Genomic DNA, 19877 nt, shown 5'->3' with positions numbered 1-19877 from the left:
CCCTCACCTCCCCCTCCGCCGCCGCCGTAATCGCCCACAACGGCGCCCTGACCCGCGCCTCCGGCCAGTAACCCCCCAACATCCCCCAGCCCCTTTTTGGGGCGCGTCTGACGGTGCTCTTTTCGGTGCGTCTGGCCGTCCCCGGCCGGCCCACGAGGCCGATAAGGGCCCGGCCCAAGCACACGCGAAGAAACCCGGCCAAGAAGGCGCGTCGTCACGGCGAGCAACCCGTGAGCCTTCACAACCGGCCATGACGGACGGGAACCGGCGGCGGCGCGTGCGGGTTCGGCGGCTTCGCCGTAATGGAAGGGGAGGGCTCAAGGGGCGTGCGGGACGGGCAGACGCACCGAAAAGGCATCAGATGAGGGACTCCATGGGCGGGTTGAGGCGGGCGAAGCCCTCCTGGCGGCGGTAGGGGAAGTAGGGGTAGGCCGCGTTCGTGGTGCTCGCCTGGTCGAGCCGGGCGATCTGGGCGGCGGACAGGTCCCAGCCGATCGCACCCAGGTTCTGGCGGAGTTGCTCCTCGTCGCGGGCGCCGATGATGACCGAGGAGATGGTCGGGCGCTGGAGGAGCCAGTTGAGCGCGATCTGCGGCACGGTCCTGCCGGTCTCCGCGGCGATCTCATCCAGGGCCTCCACCACCGTGAAAAGGTGCTCGTCGTCGACCGGCGGGCCGGCCGCGGCGGTCTGGTGCAGCCTGCTGCTCTCGGGAAGCGGCTGCCCACGCCGGATCCTGCCGGTGAGGCGGCCCCAGCCGAGCGGGCTCCACACGACGGCGCCGACGCCCTGGTCGCGGGCGAGGGGCATCAGCTCCCACTCGTAGTCGCGGCCGACCAGCGAGTAGTAGACCTGGTGGGCCACGTAGCGGGGGTAGCCGTACTTGCCGGACACGGCCAGCGACTTCATGAGCTGCCAGCCGGAGAAGTTGGACACGCCGACGTAGCGGAGTTTGCCGGCTCTGACCAGGTCGTCCAGGGCGGACAGCACCTCCTCCACCGGGGTCGCCGCGTCGAAGGCGTGCAACTGGAAGAGGTCGACGTGGTCGGTGCCCAGGCGGCGCAGGGCGTCGTCGACCGCCTTGATCAGCCGCGGCCGTGAGGTGCCCGCGTCCCCGGGACCGCTCCCCATGGGCAGGCCGGCCTTGGTCGAGATGAGCGCGCGGTCCCTGCGGCCATGAAGCGCCTGCCCGAGCACCTCTTCCGAGGCGCCGTCGGAATAGACGTCGGCCGTGTCGAACATGGTGACGCCCGCGTCCAGGCAGATGTCCACCAGCCGCCTGGCCTCGGCCACGTCGGTGTTGCCCCAGGCGCCGAAGAAGTCGCCCTTCCCGGCGAAGGTGCCCGCGCCGAAGCTCAGCGCGGGAACCTTCAGCCCGGACGCCCCCAGCTGTCGATATTCCATGCCCGACCATCCTTAATGGTTCATTCGTTCCGTTAGCAATTTAGCACGCTAACGGAACTTATCTCCCACTAAGGACTCGGGCGTGTCATGCCTCCGTGCGCGGGAGGTTGCTGGCGGACACCAGCGTGCGGATGGCGCGCAGGGCGACCGAGAGGGTGGCGAGGTCGAAGTGGTCGCTCTCCCAGATCTCCGACAACGTCTGCCGGGCCCGGGCGACGGCGGCCGAGTTGGCCTCCGTCCACCGGGCCAGCCGCTCCTCCGGCGGCAGTCCTGGCTTGCTGTGGGCGAGCACGTCCCGGGTGAGTGAGGCGTGCGCGGCGTAGAGGTCGTCGCGCAGGGCGGAGCGGGCCATGGAGTTCCACCGGTTGTCCCGGGGCAGCGCGATGATCCGCTCCCGGAGCCTGGCCAGTTGCAGGCGTTCGGCCAGGTCGAAGTAGACCTCGCCGACCTCGTTCACCGGCCGGCCGGTCAGCGAGGCCACCTCCACCAGATCCAGCGTCGAGTACGCGGGCACCATGGCCGCCACCCGCTCGGCCAGCTCCAGCGGCACGCCACGGGCGTGGAAGGAGTCCCGGCGCTCCTCGTACGCCGCCAGATCCGGTCCGGTGAGCAGCTTGGGCAGGTGGGCGACGAGCCCGTTCACGCCCTTGGCGAAGAAGCCCGCCGACCCGGCCAGGTCCAGCGGCGGGCGGCGGTTGACCAGCAACCAGCGGGTGCCGCGCTCGGCGAGCTTGCGGGCCTCCAGGAGCATGGCGATCTGGGTGGCGGTGTCCACCTGGTTGTCCAGGGACTCGACGGCCCGGTGGAAGCTGGGTAGATCGAAGACGTCCCGCGCCACCAGGTAGGCCCGGACGATGTCGGGCGTCGAGGCGCCGGTCTCCTCTCCGAAGCGGTGCATGAACGTGGTGCCCATGGAGTTGACCAGCTCGTTCACCACGCAGGTGGTGATGATCTCGCGGCGCAGCGGGTGCGCGTCCATGTAGGGCCTGAACCGCTCGCGCAGCGCCGACGGGAAGTACGACACCAGCCACGACTCCAGATAGGGCTCGTCGGGCAGGTCGGAGGCGAGCAGCTCGGCATCGGCCACCAGCTTGGTGTAGGCGAGCAGGACGGAGAACTCGGGAGCGGTCAGCCCCAGCCTGGCCTGGCGGCGCTCGGCCAGCGTCTTGTCCGAAGGCAGGAACTCCAGCTCCCGGTTGACCAGTCCCTCGCGCTCCAGCCGCCGCAGGTAGCGGGCGTGGATGTGGAGCATCTCGACGGCCTGGGCGCGGGCGGCGGCGAGGACCACGTTCTGCGCGTAGTTGTCGCGCAGCACCAGGTCGGCCACCTCGTCGGTCATCGAGGTGAAGACCTGGTTGCGCTGCTTGTCGGTCAGCTCGCCGTCGCGGACGACCTGGTCGAGCAGGATCTTGATGTTCACCTCGTGGTCGGAGGTGTCGACGCCGGCCGAGTTGTCGATGAAGTCGGTGTCGACCAGCCCGCCGTTCAGCGCGAACTCGATCCTGGCCAGTTGCGTCAGGCCCAGGTTGCCGCCCTCGCCGACGACCTTGCAGCGCAGGTCTCCCGCGTTGACCCGCAGCCCGTCGTTGGCCTTGTCGCCCACGTCGGCGTGGGACTCGGAGCCGGCCTTGACGTAGGTGCCGATGCCGCCGTTCCACAGCAGGTCGACGGGGGCCCGCAGGATGGCGCTGATCAGGTCGTTCGGCGCCAGCGAGCCGATGCCAGCCGGGATGGCGAGCGCCGCGCGCATCTGCGGCGTGATCGGGATGGACTTGGCCGTGCGCGGGAAGACGCCGCCCCCTGCCGAGATCAGCTCGGCGTCGTAGTCCTCCCACGAGCTGCGCGGCAGCTCGAACAGCCGCTGCCGCTCGGCGAACGACCGGGCGGCGTCAGGGGTGGGATCCACGAAGATGTGCCGGTGGTCGAACGCGGCCACCAGCCGGATGTGCGGCGACAGCAACATCCCGTTGCCGAACACGTCGCCCGACATGTCGCCGATCCCGGCCACCGTGAAGTCGGTGCTCTGCACGTCGACGCCCATGGTGCGGAAGTGGTACCTCACCGACTCCCACGCGCCGCGGGCGGTGATGCCCATCGCCTTGTGGTCGTAGCCGACCGAGCCGCCGGAGGCGAAGGCGTCGCCCAGCCAGAAGCCGTACTCCTTGGCCACGCTGTTGGCGATGTCGGAGAAGGTCGCGGTGCCCTTGTCGGCGGCTACCACGAGGTAGGTGTCGTCGCCGTCGTGCCTGACCACGTCGGCCGGGGACACGACCTTGCCGTCCACGAGGTTGTCGGTGATGTCGAGCAGGCCCGAGATGAACGTCCGGTAGCAGGCCACGCCCTCGGCGAGCAGTTCCTCGCGGGTGCCGCTGGCTGGCGGACGTTTCACGACAAATCCGCCTTTAGACCCAGTGGGCACAATAACGGTATTTTTCACCATCTGTGCCTTTACCAGCCCCAGGATCTCCGTCCGGAAGTCCTCCATCCGGTCGGACCACCGCAACCCGCCCCGCGCCACCTTCCCGAACCGCAGGTGCACACCCTCGACCCGCGGCGAGTACACGAAGATCTCGTACTTGGGCCGCGGCAACGGCAGCACACTGATCGCCTGCGGGTCGAACTTCAGCGATATGTAGGGCTTCCGCTGCCCGTCAACACTCTGGAAATAGTTGGTGCGCAGGGTTGCGTCGATCATCTCCAGGTACGCCCGCAGGATCCGGTCCTCGTCCAGCGAGGCCACCGCGTCCAGCGCCCCCAGGATCTCCTCGTGGAGCGCGTCCACGAGATCGGCCCGCACGTCGTCGCCCCTGCGCGGATCCAGCTTCGCCTCGAACAGGCGCACGAGCAGCCGCGCCAGCAGGACGTTCCCGGACAGCACCCGCTCCATGTAGGGCTGCGAGAACGTGCTCCCTGCCTGCCGCAGGTACTTGGCGTAGACCCGCAGGATCTCGACCTGCTCCCAGGTGAGCCCGGCCCGCAGGATGAGGGCGTTGAAGTCGTCGGCCTGCACCCGCCCCTTCCACAACGCGGTCAGCCCGTCCTGGAAGAGCCGCTTGAAGTCGTTCCTGTCGACCTCGGCGGACGGCGCGTACCGCACCCCGAAGTCGTAGATCCAGGCGTTCTTGGTGGTGGGGTCGTTGTCGCGGTCGATCTCATACGGCCGCTCGTCCACGACCTCCACGCCGAGCCGCTGGATCAGGGGCAGCGCGTGGGACAGCGAGATGGGCGAGCCGACCCTGTAGATCTTGAGCCGCCGCTCCCCTTCGGCCGCGTCGTACGGCTCGTAGAGGTTGATCCCGACCTCGTCGCCGTCGTCCTCGCCGACCAGTTGCTCCAGGCGCCGCAGGTCGACCACCGCCACCTTGGGCGGGAAGTCGGCCTTGTAGCCCTCGGGGAACGCGGAGGCGTACCGCTTGATGAGCGCGGGGGCCTCGTCCTCGGCGGTCATCTCGGTCAGCGCGGTGGCCAGGTCGTCCTCCCAGGAGCGGGCCAGGGCGGCCAGCCGGGACTCCAGCTCCTCCAGGTCCCCGCTCGGCGGCGGCAACTGCTTGCCCCGCTCGCCGCGCACCACCACGTGCAGCCGGGCCAGCACGGACTCGCCGATCATCGCGCTGTAGTCGAGCGACTTGCCGCCCAGGGCCTTGAGCAGCACCTCCTGCATCTTCAGCCGCACCTTGGTGGTGTAGCGGTCGCGCGGGAGGTAGATCAGGCAGGAGATGTAGCGTCCGTAGTCGTCACGCCGCAGGAACAGCTTGACCTGCTTGCGCTCGCGCAGCCGCAGCACGCCCAGCGCGATCGGCACGAGCTGCTCGACCGAGGTCTGGAACAGCTCGTCGCGCGGGAACGTCTCCAGGATCTCGATCAGGTCCTTGCCGTCGTGGCTGTCGGGCGCGAGCCCAGCCTTGTTGAGCACGTCGGCCAGCTTGCGCCGCAGGACCGGGATCCTGGAGATCGACTCGTTGTAGGCCACGTGCGTGAACAGGCCGAGGAAGCGCCGTTCCCCGATCACCTCGCCGTCGGGCGAGAACAGCTTGACCCCCACGTAGTCGAGGTAGGTCGGCCGGTGCACGGTGGCCCTGGAGTTGGCCTTCGTGATGATCAGGAGCTGCTGCTTCTCGCGCGCCTTGGCGCGCAGCTCGGCGGGCAGCGCGGAGAAGCTCTCCGAGCCCACCTTGTCGTCGCGCAGGATGCCCAGCGCCGCGCCGGGCAGCGCGCGCAGCGTGTCGCCGTCGTCGGTCCGCTCCAGGCGGTACTCACGGTAGCCCAGGAAGGTGAAGTGCCCGTCGGCGAGCCAGCGCAGCAGGTCGAGGCTGTCCTCGACCTCCGCGGGCTCCAGCGGCGGCGGGTTCATGCTCAGGTCTTCCGCGGTCTGTACGGCCAGCTGGCGCATCTTCCTGAAGTCCTCGACCGTGTGGCGCACGTCGGTGAGCACCCGCTGCAGGTCGGACTCGATCCGCTTGAGCACGTCGGGGTCGGACTGCCGGTCGATCTCGATGTGCATCCACGACTCGACCAGCATCTGGCCGGTGACGTCCTCCTGGCCGCGGCCGAGCATCCGGCCTGTCACGTCGCGGCGCACCCGCATCTGGGGGTGGATCACCAGGTGGGTGCCGACGTCGTGGCGGTCCAGCTCCATCGTCACCGAGTCCACGAGGAACGGCATGTCGTCGGTGACCACCTGGACCACGGAGTGTCCCGGGTCCCAGCCGTTCTCCTCCAGGGTGGGCGAGTAGGCCCGGACCATCGCTCTGCCCTGGGGGCGGACCTCGGCCAGGTGGCGCTGGGACATCGCGGGGCCGTAGACGTCAACGGGGTTGCGGTCGAGCAGGTCCTCGGGCGCGACATGCCGGTAATAGAACCGCAGGAAGGCCAGCGCCTCATCGGTGCTCACATGCTCGCTGGTCGACGCGCAACTCTCGGCGACTCGCTGGAGCAGCTCATCCTTGGCCTCGTCGAGGGGCATTTCAGCTCTCACTCCTTTGTGAGGATCAGCCATGACCATTTACAGCCAGGCCCTTAGTTCCCACAACAGCGGGAAGTAGTGCAGGCGCGTTCTACCGCGCAGATAGGGGGCGCCCGTCGAGCCTCCGGTGCCCGACTTGGTGCCGATCTGGCGCTCGACCATCTGGACATGACGCATCCGCCACTGTGCGGCGGTCTCGTCGTGCGTCAAGAGGTCCTCGGCCAGTTGCCACAGGTCGTCGTAGGACTCGCGGTCCCTGGCCACGGCCAGCAGCGAGGCCATGATCTCGGCGTCGGAGACCGGCAGGCCACGCTGGGAGAGGGCGGCGAGGTAAGCATCCCACAAGGTGGGCTCCGCGAGCCTGCGGCGCAGCCTGGCGAGCTCCGTGTCGCCGGCGTGTCTGAAGCTGCCGAGATAGCGCTCGTCCTTCAGCCCCGACAGGAACTCCAGCTCGCGGAACTGCACCGACTGAAAGCCGCTCGCCGGCGCCAGGATAGCGCGGAAGCCGAGGAAGTCCTGGGGCGTCATCGTCTCCAGGACGTCGACCTGCTCGACCAGCACCCGCTCGACCGCGTGCACCCGCTGGAACAGGTGCCTGGCCCGCCACAGCTCGGACTCGAACATGGCCTCGCGGGCCGCCTCCAACTCGTGGAGCAGCAGCTTGAACCAGAGCTCGTAGACCTGGTGGACGGTGATGAAGAGCAGCTCGTCGGGCGCGCCGGAGCGCGGCCGCTGCTGCGCGAGAAGCTGGGGCAGGCGGAGATAGCCTCCGTACGACAGCCGGCCGCCTTCCTCTCCGAACCGCCGATGCGGGGGAACGGGCGCATCATCGTCGATGCCCACCGAACACCTCCCCCAGAATCGCCCGGTTCTGGAGCACCGGGCGTAAGGCCTCGCTCTACCGATACCACCCGAAAAGGGCACAGACGTCAACGTGACATCGACATCGGCGGATCGTCGCCCGAGGAGGCCGAGGGGGCGTTCTTGAGCTCGTCGAGCTCCTCGGGAAGCTCGGCGAGCTCGATCAACTCCGCCTGGCACCGCTCACACGTGTCGAGGTGGCGCTCGAACGCCTCGTGTTCCTCGTCATCGAGGACGCCGAGGACATAGGCGGCCACCCCGTCGTGCATCAGCCGGCTACCCCCTTGTCCCGCAGAAGTTCGCGGAGAGCCCGGATCCCGTAGTAGAGCCGGGACTTCACCGTGCCCGGCGGGATCCCCAGAATCTCCGCCGCTTCACTTATCGTACGGTCTCGAAGGTAGGTCTGCTCTATGACTTCGCGGTGTTCTTCGGACAGGGCGCGGAGCGCATCGGCGACGACGATCGCCGAGAGAGCCCGCTCCGACCCATCGGGCACCGACATCATGTCGACTTCGGGCGGCTCGACCTCATGCGGCCGGGCGCTCTTCCGCCGACGTCCATCGATCACTATGCGGCGGGCCACCGTCAGCAGCCACGCCCATATAAGGCTTGGTTCCCATTGCAGTCTTGCCGAGTTCCGCCAGGCCCTGACGAGTGTCTCCTGCACTACGTCTTCAGCCCATTGAAGGTCGTTACCTGTCGATTTGCGTACGTGGCGCAGCAGAGGGCCGCCGAACTCCTGGTAAAGCACCGCGATGCGATGCTCCGCCTCGGCATCCGCACTCTCGAACCTGCCGTCGAGGTGACCTAGCACGGGGCACATCTTTACACCTTCGTTATCAGTCCGGTAGCCACTCCGATAACTCCAGTCATTTCTAACTATCTCCGGCCATAGGTGAACCAGGCGTGGAAAGCCCGCGTACCTCCGACCATGCACAGGCTTTTGCGCGGTGAGGTCTTCATGCTCGGCGGCTTCGTCGTGGCGGCCGCGGTGACGATTCTGCTGGTCATGCCCCCGGCGATCGATCCCGCCGCCGCGCAGTGGACGCAGACGTCCTCGGGGCCTCTCACGGCCGCCGACCGCGACCTGCTGGTCAAGGTGCGGCAGGCCGGGCTATGGGAGATGCCCGCCGGCGAGTACGCCAAGACCCGCGCCGAGTCCCAACGTGTCAAGGAAGTCGGCAGGCTGATCATGGAAGATCACATGAAGCTGGACCTGCTGACCCGTCAGGTCGCGAAGAAGCTGGGCGTCGCCATCCCGGACGAGCCCAGCCCCGACCAACAACGCTGGATGGCCCAGCTGGCGTCGGAAAGCGGTCCCGCCTTCGACAAGGACTACGCGAACCTGCTGCGTGCCGCGCACGGCAAGGTCTTCACCACCGTGGCGGCCGTGCGGGCCGGGACCCGTAACTCCGAGATCAGGAAGTTCGCCCAGGAGGGCGTGACCTACGTCATGCGGCACATGGCCCTGCTGGAGTCCACCGGCCTGGTCGCCCACAACGAGTTGCCAGAACCTCCGACGCCCGCACCCGCTCCCCCCGTCGCACTGGCGGTCGAAAAGAGGAGACACACATGAGGAGATCCAGACGCATGGCGGCGGCCGTGTCCGCTTTGGCCGTGGCGGCGGGCGGACTGGTGTCCGCGGCCGTCATCGGCGTCGGCGTCGGCCCGGCGCTGGCCGATCACTGCGACCCGGCCGAGGCCACCCAGTCGCCGCCCGCACAGCAGGGCGAGCAGGATCAGAACCGGAACCGCAACCAGGACCAGAATCAGGACCAGGACCAGCCGCAGGACCAGGAACAGCAAGCTCCGGACGAGCAGTCGCCCGATCAGCAGGCCCCGGACGAGCAGCAGGACGAGCAGCAGGACAACGGCGGGCAGGACGCCGACCAGCAGGCCCCGGAGCAGCAGGAGCAGGCTCCGGAGCAGCAGGAGCAGGCTCCGGAGCAGCAGGAGCAGGCTCCGCAGGGCGGCGGCGCCGCGGTGCTCGACCCAGCCGAGTCCGCCGAGCCGGAGGAGTCCGCCTCCACGTTCGGCCGCCGCGGGCGCCCGAACCCGACGCGTACCGCCACCCCGATCCAGACCCCGACCCCGTCCGAAGAGCCCACAGAGGACCCCACAGAGCCGCCTGCTGGGGAGCCCACAGAGGAGCCCACGGGATCGCCGTCGCCGTCACCGTCGCCGACCGCGACCGGGGGCGCCGAGGAGGAGTGCGCCGATCTGGGGCCGTTCCCCGAGGACTTCGTCGACATCCGCCGGGTCTCGCCGGGTCAGGGCGACGCGCGGATCGGCAGGAACGGCTCGAGCGGCAGCTTCGTCTCCCAATGCGGGACGAACCGCAACGGCCACAACAACCCCGACAACTTCATCGTCGCGCCCGGCGTCAGCAACGGAGCGCACCACCTGCACGACTACGTGGGCAACCTGTCGACGGACGCCTTCTCCACCGACGAGAGCCTGGCCGCCGCGGACACCACCTGCCGGCAGAGCGACAAGTCCACGTACTTCTGGCCGGTGCTCAGGGACCGCAAGTCGGACGAGAACGTCGAGGACCCGGACGGCAACGTCGGCCAGGTGCTGCGGGCCCGTTCCGTGTCACTCCAGTTCCGCGGCAACGCCACCTCCGACGTCGTCGCGATGCCGAGGTTCCTCAGGCTGATCACCGGTGACGCCAAGGCCGCGACGAACGGAACGGCCAACGCCCGCGCCGCGTGGACCTGCTCGGGATTCCAAAATCGCATAACTCCCGACAAATACCCGCTTTGCCCGCGCGGCAGCCAGGTGATTCGTATTCTGGACTTCCCGAGCTGCTGGGACGGGCAGAACACCGACAGCGCCAACCACCGCACCCACGTGGTCTTCCCCGACCAGAGTGGTGCCTGTCCGCAGGGCACCAAGGCTGTCCCGCAGTTGCGCATGACCCTCACCTACTCGGTGCCGCAAGGGCCGTCGTACGCGCTGGACGCCTTCCCCGAGCAGAAGCACAACCCGGTCACCGACCATGCCGACTTCGCGAACGTGATGCCCGACCGGCTGATGCAGACCGTCGTCTCCTGCATCAACCGGGGCCGCCGTTGCTGATCTGAACGCCCCCGCACGGGCACAGCCTTCCGAGTCGCACCCTCACCCGACCTTGGAGGGAAATACATGCTCCACAGACGACACCCCCGGCACGCCCCCACCAGCCTGGACACAAGGAACGTCAGGCTGGGGGCGAGCGCCTCGATCATGGCGATCGTGCTGTCAGTGTTCGCGCTGACCAGGACGGAACGCGGGATCGCGCTGCTCGGCCGAGGGATCAGCTTCCTCGAGTACTACGCGGGCGTGTTCGCCCTGGTGATGCTGACCGCGACGGTCGCGCTCGGCCTCCTCACCACGGAACGCGTGTTCCTGTCGCCGGTGAACCGGGTCAGGGCACAGCTCGCGCACCGGGCCACCGCCTTCATCGGGATGGCCTACCTGGTCACGCACATCACAGTCATGATCTCCCTGGGCCACGTACCCGCCGGGGCTGCGGTCGTACCTGTGGCCGGGCTCTACGTGGGACTCGGCGCGCTGGCCTTCGACCTGATGGTCGTGGCCGTGGCCACGGGGATGCTGAGAGGGCGGTTCGCGGTACGGAGCCGCCCATGGATGTGGCGGATCCTGCACTCCGCCGCCTACCTGGCCTGGCCCGTCGCGATCACGCACGGCCTGACCGCGGGCCGCCCGGCGGCCGGCTGGGTGGCCTGGTCCTACGTGGCCTGCCTGGCGGCGGTCGGCGCGGCGCTGGTCGTACGCGTGCTGGCCTCGCTGCGCCGGCCGCCGATCATGGCGGAGTGGATCGAAGGACCCGCCGTGACGACGGCGGCGGCCGTAACGCCCGTGGGCGTGCCCGCGGAACGGCCGCAGAAGGTCGCGGCGGCCGCCGGAGCGGGGAACGCCGCCCCGGTGAGTCTCGCCGAGGCCCGGCGCCGATTCAGGGAGGCCGGATGAGCCTGCCCGCGACCCACGAGGAGCGGCCGTGATCCCGCATCGAGTCCCACGGGTGCTGCGCATGGGCCCGGCCCGGCTGACAGCCGGTCTCGACCACTGCAGGCGGCTCGACTTACCCGCCCACCGCACGCTCCACGGCGCTCAGGAGCCGCGTGAGCTGGGCGAGCTCATCTCGCAGGCCAACGAGGTGGACATGCGGGGGCGCGGCGGCGCGGCGTTCCCGTTCGCGCGCAAGCTGCGGGCGGTCGCCGACGCGGCCGGCGCCGGCGAGAGCGTCGTGCTCGTCAACGGCGCCGAGGGCGAGCCGGCCAGCTCCAAGGACGCCATGCTGCTCACCCGCAACCCGCACCTGGTGCTGGACGGCGCGGTGCTGGCGGCCGAGGCGCTGGGCGCCCGCGAGGTGGTCGTCGCCACGGCGGGGGGCGAGGTGGCCGAGTCCTCCGTCGCCGCCGCCGTGGCGGAGCGCCGCGCCGCCAACGTGTCGGGCGGCTCCGAGAGCCGCATCCCGATCCGGGTGGTCGGCATCCAGGAGAGGTTCATCTCGGGAGAGGGCGGCGCGCTCGTCCGCGGCGTGAACGGCGAGGAGGCCATCCCGCCTGGCAGGAAACGACGGGCCGCCATCAGCGGCGTGGACGGGCTGCCGACCCTGCTGTCCAACACGGAGACGTACGCGCAGTTCGCGCTTCTCGCGGAGTACGGCCCCGAGAAGTACGCCGAGGTGGGCACGAGCCGTGAGCCGGGCACGATCCTGCTCACCGTCAGCGGCGGCGCGGCCCACGGCGCGGTCATCGAGGCGCCGACGGGCACCCTGCTGGCCGACGTGCTCGCCCTGTGCGAGGCGGAGGTCGGCGACGGGGTGCTCATCGGCGGCTACCACGGCGCATGGCTCTCGGCGGACGACGCCGAGACGGCGGTGATCTCGCGCGAGGGCATGAAACTGGCCGGGGCCACCCTGGGCGCCGGGATCATCGTGCCGCTCGGCGAGTCCACATGCCCGCTCGGCGAGGCGGCCAGGGTCGCCTCCTACCTGGCGGCCGAGTCCGCGGGCCAGTGCGGCCCGTGCAGGCTCGGCCTGCCGGACATCGCCAGGGCCATGTACGCGCTGGTCGAGGGCACGGGCTCGGTCGACGCGGTACGCCGCTGCGTACGCGGGGTCGAGCGCCGGGGCGCCTGCTTCCACCCGGACGGTACGGCCAAGTTCGTGTTGTCGGCGCTGGACGCGTTCGAGAGCGAGATCGCGCTCCACCTGGAGCACGGCTCGTGCGGCCGGCCGGTACGCGGCGTGCTGCCCATGCCCGAGCGCGCGGCGGAGCCCGAGTACCGGCTGGAGGTCGACTGGTCGCGCTGCCAGGGACACGGGCTGTGCGCGCACCTGCTGCCGGAGTTCGTGGACCTGGACGACTACGGATTCCCCTCGTTCAGGAACGTCCCCGGCTTCATGGCCAAGGAGGCGCGGCGGGCGGTCGAGATGTGCCCGGCGCTGGCCCTGCGGCTCGCCCAGACCACCGGGGACGGGCCGCAGCCGGCCGGGTCGCCGCTGCGGCTGGTCAAGGGCGGCGTGCTCAAGAAGGCCGGGGCCGGCAGGCCGCGGCTTACACGCGTGGCCCCGATCGGCGGAACGGCCGGGTGATGCCGAGGTGGCGCACCTGGATCGGAGGAACGGCGAGGTGATGCCGAAGTGACGCACCTGGATCGGAGGAACGGCGAGGTGATGCCGAAGTGATGCACCTGGATCGGAGGAACGGCGAGGTGATGCCGAAGTGATGCACATGTGACCAACCAGGTGGATACCGCGCACGTCTCACCGATGAGTCCGTTTCGATCATCGGGAGGACGTCAATGGACCGCCGCGACTTCCTCGGCGTCGCCGCGCTCGCCCCGCTGGCACTGTCCGCGCCGCCGCCCAACTGGGCCAGGCTGCGGAGCCGGCTGGCGGGCACGCTCGTGTTGCCAGGAGACTCCGGTTACCCGGCCGCGCGCCGCGTGTACAACCCCGCTTTCGACCGCGTCAAGCCGGGCGGGGTCGCCTACTGCGCGAACGCGGCCGACGTGTCGGCGTGCCTGGCGTTCGCGCGGGCCAACGGCGTGCCGGTCACCTCCCGCTCAGGCGGCCACTCCTACGCGGGCTGGTCCACCGGCTCCGGGCTGGTGATCGACGTGTCCAGGATGAGCTCGGTCGCCTACGCCGACGGCCGGGCGGTGGTCGGCGCGGGCGCCAAATTGATCGACGTGTACGACCGCCTCTCCCGCCACGGCGTGAGCATCCCGGCCGGTTCCTGCCCGACGGTGGGCATCGCCGGGCTCACCCTGGGCGGCGGCATCGGCGTGGTGTCCAGGAAGTACGGCCTCACGTGCGACGTCCTCACGTCCGTACGCGTCGTCACGGCCGACGGCCGCCTGCTGACCTGCGACGCCCGGCACCATGAGGGCCTCTACTGGTCCTGCAGGGGCGGTGGCGGCGGCAACTTCGGCGTCGCGGTGTCCTTCACCTTCAGAACGCACGAGGCGCCGGGCCTGACCGTGTTCTTCCTGCGCTGGCCGTGGTCCAGGGCGCGGGCGGCGCTGCGCGAGTGGCAGGCGTGGGGGCCTTCGGCGCCGGACGAGCTGTGGTCGTCGCTGCACCTGGGGCGCTCGGCCGGCGGCCTGGACGTGGAGCTCGTCGGGACCTACGCGGGCCGGCGGTCCGCGCTGGACCGGCTGCTGGCCCCGCTGGTGGCCAGGATCGGCCGGCCTTCGTCCCGCTCGGTCCGGCGGGCCTCCCACCTGGACGCGATGAAGATCATGGGAGGCTGCGCGTCGATGTCGGTCTCCCAGTGCCGGCGGATGCCCCGGGCCACGTTCTCGGCCAAGTCACACCTGGCTTACCGGAGGTTGCCGGCGGACGGGGTGCGGGCGCTGGTGGACGGGGTGGCGCGGGGCGGGCGGCACTCCGTCCTGCTGGACGCCATGGGCGGTGCCATCGGGCGGGTCGGTCCCGCCGCCACGGCGTTTCCGCACCGGGCGGCGATCTTCTCCGCGCAGTATTACACGGAGGGGACGAATCGGAGATGGCTTCGCGGTATACACACCGAAATGTCCCGATATTTCGGGGATCACGGGTATGTGAATTACATTGACCCGGATCTGAGGAATTGGCGTTCCGCGTATTACGGGGACAATGCGGCGCGGCTGGCGGAGGTCAAGGCTACCTACGACCCCGACCGGCTTTTCCGGCTCCCGCACGGCGTTTAGGGAAGGGCTCCCCGCGTACGTACACCGGGTCGCCGATCTTCGCCAGCTCGTACAGGCGCTTGGAGGTCTCCAGCGGGAGGCGTACGCAGCCGTGCGAGGCGGGGCGCAGCGACACCTTCGTGGAGCCGTGCATCGCGATGCCGCCGACGAAGTACAGCGAGTCGAACATCGTGCCCAGCGGTCCCGTCGTCCACCCGGGCGCCCGCTGGGTGACGCGGAAGTCGCCCACCGGGGTGATCGCGTCGCCGCAGCGCCCGTTCTCCAGTAGCGCACCTCCGCGCCGCTCGAGATGTGCGAGATCAGCACCGGGCGGCGGTTCTTGAAGACGGTCAGCAACTGCAGGCGCAGGTTGATCTCGACCCGGTTCGCGCCGCCGCCCGGCACCAGGGGGCGGACGCGTACCGGCCGGTCGAGCGCCTTGAGGATCTCCGGCCCGACCGCTCCCTGGAGCGGCAGGCGGCGGTGTTTCTGCAGGGCCCAGACGGCGAACCGGGTCTGCTCGTCGTACACGCCGTTCAGCTTGCCGAAGTAGTAGCCGTCGTTGTGCAGCCGCCGCTGCAACACTCTGACGGCGGCACCGCGATCGCCGGGCCTCAGGATGATCGGCTTGGTCTCCGCCACGGGCTGGGGCTCCGCCACCGGCTTGGTGTCCGCAACAGGCTCGGTCTCCGGCTCCAGCTCCGCCACGGCGGAGACTCCCAACAGCAACGGCAGGCCGCATCCAACGGCAGAAGCGGCTATTCCCCAAACCATAAAGCAATGCCTACCCAGACCGCCGCGAACGCACCTCCAGTACGAGCTTTACCGGGCAAAGACTAGCAAATCTCCGAATCCCACTAAGAGCGGCATTTCGCATTTAAGTGGCCCGCGGTTAGAAGTCGAAATCGTCAATATTGTCCTTGTTGAACACCGTGGGCTTGCCGAGCAGCACCTCGCCCTTGGCCCCGATCGTGTACTCGCCGAGCTTGCCGGCCGTGAACTTCTCGCCCTCGGCGCCGGTGATCTGTCCTGAGGCCAGCGCGGCGGCCGCGTACGACGCCAGATAGCCCAGGTCGGCGGGGTTCCACAGCTCGAACGCCTCGATCGTGCCGTCCTTGACGAACTTCCTGAGCTGGTTCGGGGTGCCCAGCCCGGTCAGCTTGACCTTCCCCTTGGACGGCGAGTCCGACAGGTAGCGGGCCGCCGCCGCGATCCCCACGGTCGTCGGCGAGATGATGCCGGCCAGATCCGGATGCGACCGCAGCAACCCCTGCGTCTCGGTGAACGACTTCTGGTCGTCGTCGTTGCCGTAGGCGACCTTGACCAGTTCCATGTCCTTGTACTCGGGCTTGCTGAGCTCGTCCTTCATGAACTCGATCCAGGCGTTCTGGTTGGTCGCGTTCGGCGTGGCGGAGAGGACGGCGATCTTGCCCTTGTGATCGATCTGCTCGGCGAGCAGTTGCACCTCCGTACGGCCGAGGTCCTCGGCGCCTGCCTGGTTGACGAACACCTGGCGGCCGTCGGCGGCGGTGTCGGAGTCGTAGCTGACGACCTTGACGCCCGCGGCCATCGCCTGCTTGAGCGCGGGCACGACCGCGTTCGGATCGTTCGCGGCGATCACGATGGCGTCCTGCTTCTGCTGCGTCAGCGTGTTGATGTAGGACACCTGCGAGGACGCGCTGGCATCGGAAGGACCGACCTCCTTGCCCTCGCCGCCGAACTCCTCGGCGGCCGTGATCCCGCCCTCGTCGGCGATCGTGAAGTACGGGTTGTTGACCTGCTTGGGCAGGAACGCGATCTTGAGTCCCTGCTTGAGAGGGGCGTTCGGATTCGCCGCCGCCGACGAGGCCGCGGTGGCCGGGGCCGAGGACTGCTGCTGTTGTACGTCGCTCCTGGTGGTGCCGCCGCACGCGGCGGTCAGCAGGGCGAGGCCGGCGAGGAGCGCCGTACGACGCCAGGGGGTACGCGTTGTCATGAAACGGACTTCCCTTCGACTTGTGGTGATGTACGCCGCCGCCAGACCGCCCCCAGGTTGGGCGCCAGCACGGATGCGACGAGCAGCAGGCCCGTCACGAAGTTGAGCACCTCGTTGGCCACGTCCGCGAGGATCAGCGCGTTGCGTACCACGCCGAGCAGCAGCACCGCCATCAGCACCCCGGGCAGCGTGCCGCGCCCGCCGAAGATCGACACCCCGCCCAGCAGTACGGCGGCCACCACGGCCAGTTCCAGCCCCATGCCGTTGTCCGCGCGGGCGCTGGCGTACCTGAACGTGTAGACGAGGGAGGCCAGCGAGGCCATCACGCCGGACGCGACGAACAACCAGAACTTGATCCGCTTGACCCGCACGCCCGCGAAGTACGCGGCCTCCACGTTCGAGCCCAGCGCGAAGATCGAGCGGCCGAGTCCGGTCGCGTGCAGCACCACGGCCGCGACCACGGCCAGGACCGCGACCAGCACGGTCGCCAGCGGCACCGGGCCGATCGAGGCCGTCGCGGCGCCCGTGTAGGCGGGGGGCAGGTCGGCCACCGCCTGGTCGCCGAGCATTACGTACGCGAGGCCGCGGAACAGCGCGTATGTCCCGATCGTGACCGCCAGCGAGGGCAGGCCGAGCCGGGTGACGAGCAGGCCGTTGAACGCGCCGCACACCGCCCCGACCAGCAGGCAGACCGGCATGATCAACTCGATCGGGAGCCCCGCGTTCCAGAGTTGGCCGAGCACCGCGCAGGACAGGCCGAGCGTGGAGGCCACGGACAGGTCGATCTCGGCCGCCACGATGACCAGTGTCATGGTCAGCGCCATCAGCGCGATCTCGGTGGTGTCGAGGAGCAGGAACGAGATGTTGGAGCCGTTGGCGAACCCGTCCACCCCGAGCGAGGCCCACACGAGCACGCCCACGAGCAGCCCCAGAATCAGCCCCTCCCAACGCCGCGCCACCCGAGCGAGATCACCGGCCATCGGCCCACCTCCCACAGCGCGCCGGACAGGCGCCATCCGACCGCCACCCGCACCGGGCCGGATGGCGGCCTTCGGGCGGCCTTCCACAGCGGACCGGGCAGCGACCATCCGACCGCCACCCGCAGCGCGCCGGATGGCGGCCATCAGACCTGCATCCGCACCAGGCCGGACAGCGGCCATCGGACCACCGCCGCCCGCAGCGGGCAGGGCAGCGGTCGTCGGGCCGCCTTTCGCGGCGGGGCGGGTGGGTGAGGTCAGCGGTCATCGGACCACCTCCGGCGGCGGAGTGCGGCGGCCACCCGCAGGGCGAGGACCCGGTCGAGGACGATGGCGGCGATCAGCAGCGCGCCGTTGATCGCCGTCTGGGCCAGCGCATCGACCCGGAGCACGGCCAGCGCGCTGGTGATGCCGGTCAGCAGCAGGGCTCCGAGCGCGGCTCCGTACACGGTGCCGCTGCCGCCGAAGATCGCCACGCCACCGACCACGACGGCCGCGATCACGTCGAGCTCCTTGCCGGTCGCCACGGTGGCGTCCACGGTGCCGAAGCGGGCCGCCCACATGACCCCGGCCAGCCCGGCCAGCGCCCCGTTGGCCACGAACGCGGCCAGGATCCGGCGGCGCACCGGGATCCCGGCCAGGACCGCGGCCTCGGGGCTTGAGCCGATGGCGTACAGCTCGCGGCCACCGCGCAGGTTGCGCAGCATCCAGCCGACGGCCAGCAGCGCGGCCAGGGCCACCAGGGCGAGCAGGGGGACGCCGAGCACCGAGCGGGTGCCCAGGGCCAGGAAGCCCTCGGGCATGTCGGCCGCGTTCACCTGGCGGCCGCCGGCCCAGGCGTAGTCGATGCCGCGGAAGGCGTACAGGGTGCCGAGGGTGGCCACCAGCGCGGGGACCTTCGCCGCTCCGACGAGCAGCCCGTTGACCGCCCCGCAGGCCGCGCCGAGCGCCACGCAGCCGGCGATCACGACCGGGATCGGCACGCCCGGGTGGTCGGCCAGCACCAGCGCGCCCCCGAACGCCGACAGGCCCACCACGGAGCTGACCGACAGGTCCACGTTCCTGGTGATCACGACGAGCGTCTGGCCGACGGCGAGCATGGCGATGATGGCCGAGTTCAGCAGGATGTCACGCAGGCTCGCGTAACTGAGGAAGGCGGGGTTGACCGCGCCCGTGACACCGAACAGCAGCGCGAGCGCGACCACGATGCCCAGCTCGCGCACGCGCGCGACACGGTCGACGAGCCGCCTCCCACCGTTGCGCCCGGTGGTCTCCGGCGGTGCCGCGGTAGCCGTCACGCCGCCTCCCACCTTCCCGGCCACCTTCCCGGCCACCCTCCCGGCCGCTCGCCCGGCCGTCCTCCCAGCCGCTCGCCTGACCGCGCGCCCGGCCACTTTCCCGGCCGCCCTCCTGGGCGGGCCGCCGTCATGCCGCGCCCCTTCCTGTGGCGGCGGCCAGGACGCTCTCCTCGGTGGCCTCCGCCCGGGGGAGCTCCGCGACCAGCCGCCCTTCGCGCATCACCAGCACCCGATCCGCCATGCCCAGCACCTCGGGCAGCTCGGACGAGATCATCAGCACCGCCACCCCGCTCCCGGCCAGCTCCGACAGCAATCGGTGCACCTCCGCCTTGGTCCCCACGTCGATCCCCCGGGTCGGCTCGTCCACGATGAGCACCGACGGCCCGCGCGCCAGCCATTTCGCCAGTACGACCTTCTGCTGGTTGCCACCGGACAGGACGTTCACCGCGTCGGTCAGCCGGACGAACTTCAGCCGCAACCGCACCGCCCAGTCCCTGGCCCGCTCCCGCTCGGCGAGCCGCGAGATCAGCGGCCCCCGCCGTACGGACGCCAGCCCGGCGAGCCCGATGTTCCGCTCAATGGACAGATCCATGACCAGCCCCTGCTGACGCCGGTCCTCAGGCACCAGCGCCAGCCCAGCAGCCATCGCCGCCGTCGGGCTGCCTGGCCGCAGGCGTTCGCCGGCCACCTCCACGCTCCCCGCGTCCCACCGGTCGATGCCGAACACGGCCCTCGCGACCTCGCTGCGCCCGGCCCCCACCAGCCCGGCCAGCGCGACGATCTCGCCCCGCCGCACCTCGAACGACACGTCGGTGAAGACGCCTTCGCGGGTGAGCCTGCGCACGTTCAGCGCCACCTCGCCGAGGTCCGCCCGCTCCTTGGGGAACAGCGCGGCCAGGTCCCTGCCGACCATGCGGCGTACCAGGTCGTCGGGGGTGATGTCGGCGATCAGGTCACTGGCGACGAGGGCGCCGTCCCGCAGGGTGGTGACCCGCTGGCACAGCTCGAACATCTCCTCCAGCCGGTGCGAGACGAACAGCAGCGCGCACCCCTGCTCGCGCAGCGCCCTGGCCACGCCGAACAGCCGTGCCACCTCCTTGCCCGACAGGGCGGCGGTGGGCTCGTCCATGACGAGCACCCGCGCCCGCCGCGACAGGGCCTTGGCGATCTCGACGAGCTGCTGGTCGGCGATCGACAGGCCGCGGGCGGGCCGGGCG

15 protein-coding genes and 1 pseudogene are annotated in these 19877 nt (G+C 70.1%); 5 read left to right on the top strand and 11 right to left on the bottom strand.

Going from position 1 to position 19877, the window contains the following annotated elements:
• Positions 1-357: 357 nt before the first annotated feature.
• The 5 genes from ITP53_RS41800 to ITP53_RS41780 all read right to left on the bottom strand — a co-directional run bounded on the left by ITP53_RS41800 (position 358) and on the right by ITP53_RS41780 (position 8048).
• Complete coding sequence (locus ITP53_RS41800) at positions 358-1401, bottom strand: aldo/keto reductase (protein ID WP_195901008.1); 1044 nt, start codon at positions 1399-1401, stop codon at positions 358-360.
• Positions 1402-1486: 85 nt separating this feature from the next.
• The gene (locus tag ITP53_RS41795) at positions 1487-6364 is read right to left on the bottom strand and encodes an NAD-glutamate dehydrogenase (RefSeq protein WP_195901007.1); all 4878 of its coding nucleotides are present in this window, start codon (positions 6362-6364) and stop codon (positions 1487-1489) included.
• 39 nt (positions 6365-6403) lie between these two features.
• Entirely contained in the window at positions 6404-7207 is an 804-nt protein-coding gene (locus ITP53_RS41790; protein ID WP_207757175.1) for a tryptophan 2,3-dioxygenase, read from the bottom strand.
• A gap of 86 nt (positions 7208-7293) precedes the next feature.
• On the bottom strand, positions 7294-7494 hold the full coding sequence (locus ITP53_RS41785; RefSeq protein WP_195901006.1) for a zf-HC2 domain-containing protein: 201 nt from the start codon (positions 7492-7494) through the stop codon (positions 7294-7296).
• Positions 7494-8048, bottom strand: a complete 555-nt coding sequence (locus ITP53_RS41780; RefSeq protein ID WP_207757174.1) for a sigma-70 family RNA polymerase sigma factor — start codon at positions 8046-8048, stop codon at positions 7494-7496. The genes ITP53_RS41785 and ITP53_RS41780 overlap by 1 nt, the downstream gene beginning before the upstream one ends.
• A gap of 108 nt (positions 8049-8156) precedes the next feature.
• On the opposite strand from ITP53_RS41780, the gene ITP53_RS41775 reads away from it, so the two are divergent.
• From ITP53_RS41775 to ITP53_RS41755, 5 genes are all read left to right on the top strand, one after another.
• Positions 8157-8801: a DUF4142 domain-containing protein gene (locus tag ITP53_RS41775; protein WP_195901005.1), complete on the top strand. Its 645-nt coding sequence runs from the start codon at positions 8157-8159 to the stop codon at positions 8799-8801.
• The gene (locus tag ITP53_RS41770) at positions 8798-10306 is read left to right on the top strand and encodes a DUF1996 domain-containing protein (RefSeq protein WP_236051739.1); all 1509 of its coding nucleotides are present in this window, start codon (positions 8798-8800) and stop codon (positions 10304-10306) included. Before ITP53_RS41775 ends, ITP53_RS41770 begins: the two co-directional genes overlap by 4 nt.
• Before the next feature lie 66 nt (positions 10307-10372).
• Positions 10373-11200: a hypothetical protein gene (locus ITP53_RS41765; RefSeq protein ID WP_195901004.1), complete on the top strand. Its 828-nt coding sequence runs from the start codon at positions 10373-10375 to the stop codon at positions 11198-11200.
• 28 nt (positions 11201-11228) lie between these two features.
• Positions 11229-12830, top strand: a complete 1602-nt coding sequence (locus ITP53_RS41760) for an NADH-ubiquinone oxidoreductase-F iron-sulfur binding region domain-containing protein (RefSeq protein WP_328817477.1) — start codon at positions 11229-11231, stop codon at positions 12828-12830.
• A 209-nt stretch (positions 12831-13039) separates the two neighbouring features.
• Positions 13040-14431 carry an FAD-binding oxidoreductase gene (locus ITP53_RS41755; RefSeq protein ID WP_195901003.1) on the top strand — a complete coding sequence of 464 codons (1392 nt, stop codon included), beginning with the start codon at positions 13040-13042 and terminating at the stop codon, positions 14429-14431.
• On the opposite strand, the gene ITP53_RS61485 is transcribed toward ITP53_RS41755, so the two are convergent.
• The 6 genes and pseudogenes from ITP53_RS61485 to ITP53_RS41725 form a co-directional block, all read right to left on the bottom strand.
• Positions 14385-14669: a L,D-transpeptidase gene (locus tag ITP53_RS61485; RefSeq protein WP_407941384.1), complete on the bottom strand. Its 285-nt coding sequence runs from the start codon at positions 14667-14669 to the stop codon at positions 14385-14387. The genes ITP53_RS41755 and ITP53_RS61485 overlap by 47 nt on opposite strands.
• Before the next feature lie 185 nt (positions 14670-14854).
• Positions 14855-15184, bottom strand: a pseudogene (locus ITP53_RS61480) (peptidoglycan-binding domain-containing protein); the annotation flags it as partial.
• A gap of 118 nt (positions 15185-15302) precedes the next feature.
• On the bottom strand, positions 15303-16385 hold the full coding sequence (gene rhaS, locus ITP53_RS41740; RefSeq protein ID WP_195901001.1) for a rhamnose ABC transporter substrate-binding protein: 1083 nt from the start codon (positions 16383-16385) through the stop codon (positions 15303-15305).
• On the bottom strand, positions 16382-17365 hold the full coding sequence (locus ITP53_RS41735) for an ABC transporter permease (RefSeq protein ID WP_195901000.1): 984 nt from the start codon (positions 17363-17365) through the stop codon (positions 16382-16384). The genes rhaS and ITP53_RS41735 overlap by 4 nt, the downstream gene beginning before the upstream one ends.
• Positions 17366-17619: 254 nt before the next feature.
• Positions 17620-18660 (bottom strand): ABC transporter permease, encoded by a 1041-nt coding sequence (locus tag ITP53_RS41730; RefSeq protein WP_195900999.1) that lies wholly within the window; start codon positions 18658-18660, stop codon positions 17620-17622.
• 127 nt (positions 18661-18787) lie between these two features.
• Positions 18788-19877 (bottom strand): sugar ABC transporter ATP-binding protein (locus tag ITP53_RS41725; protein WP_195900998.1); only part of this gene is annotated, 1090 nt, incomplete at its 5' end.

Source organism: Nonomuraea cypriaca (assembly GCF_015645445.1).
Classification (GTDB): Bacteria; Actinomycetota; Actinomycetes; order Streptosporangiales; family Streptosporangiaceae; genus Nonomuraea; species Nonomuraea cypriaca.
The sequence above is the reverse complement of the archived record's forward strand: the minus strand, read 5'-3'. Positions and strand labels throughout refer to the sequence as shown.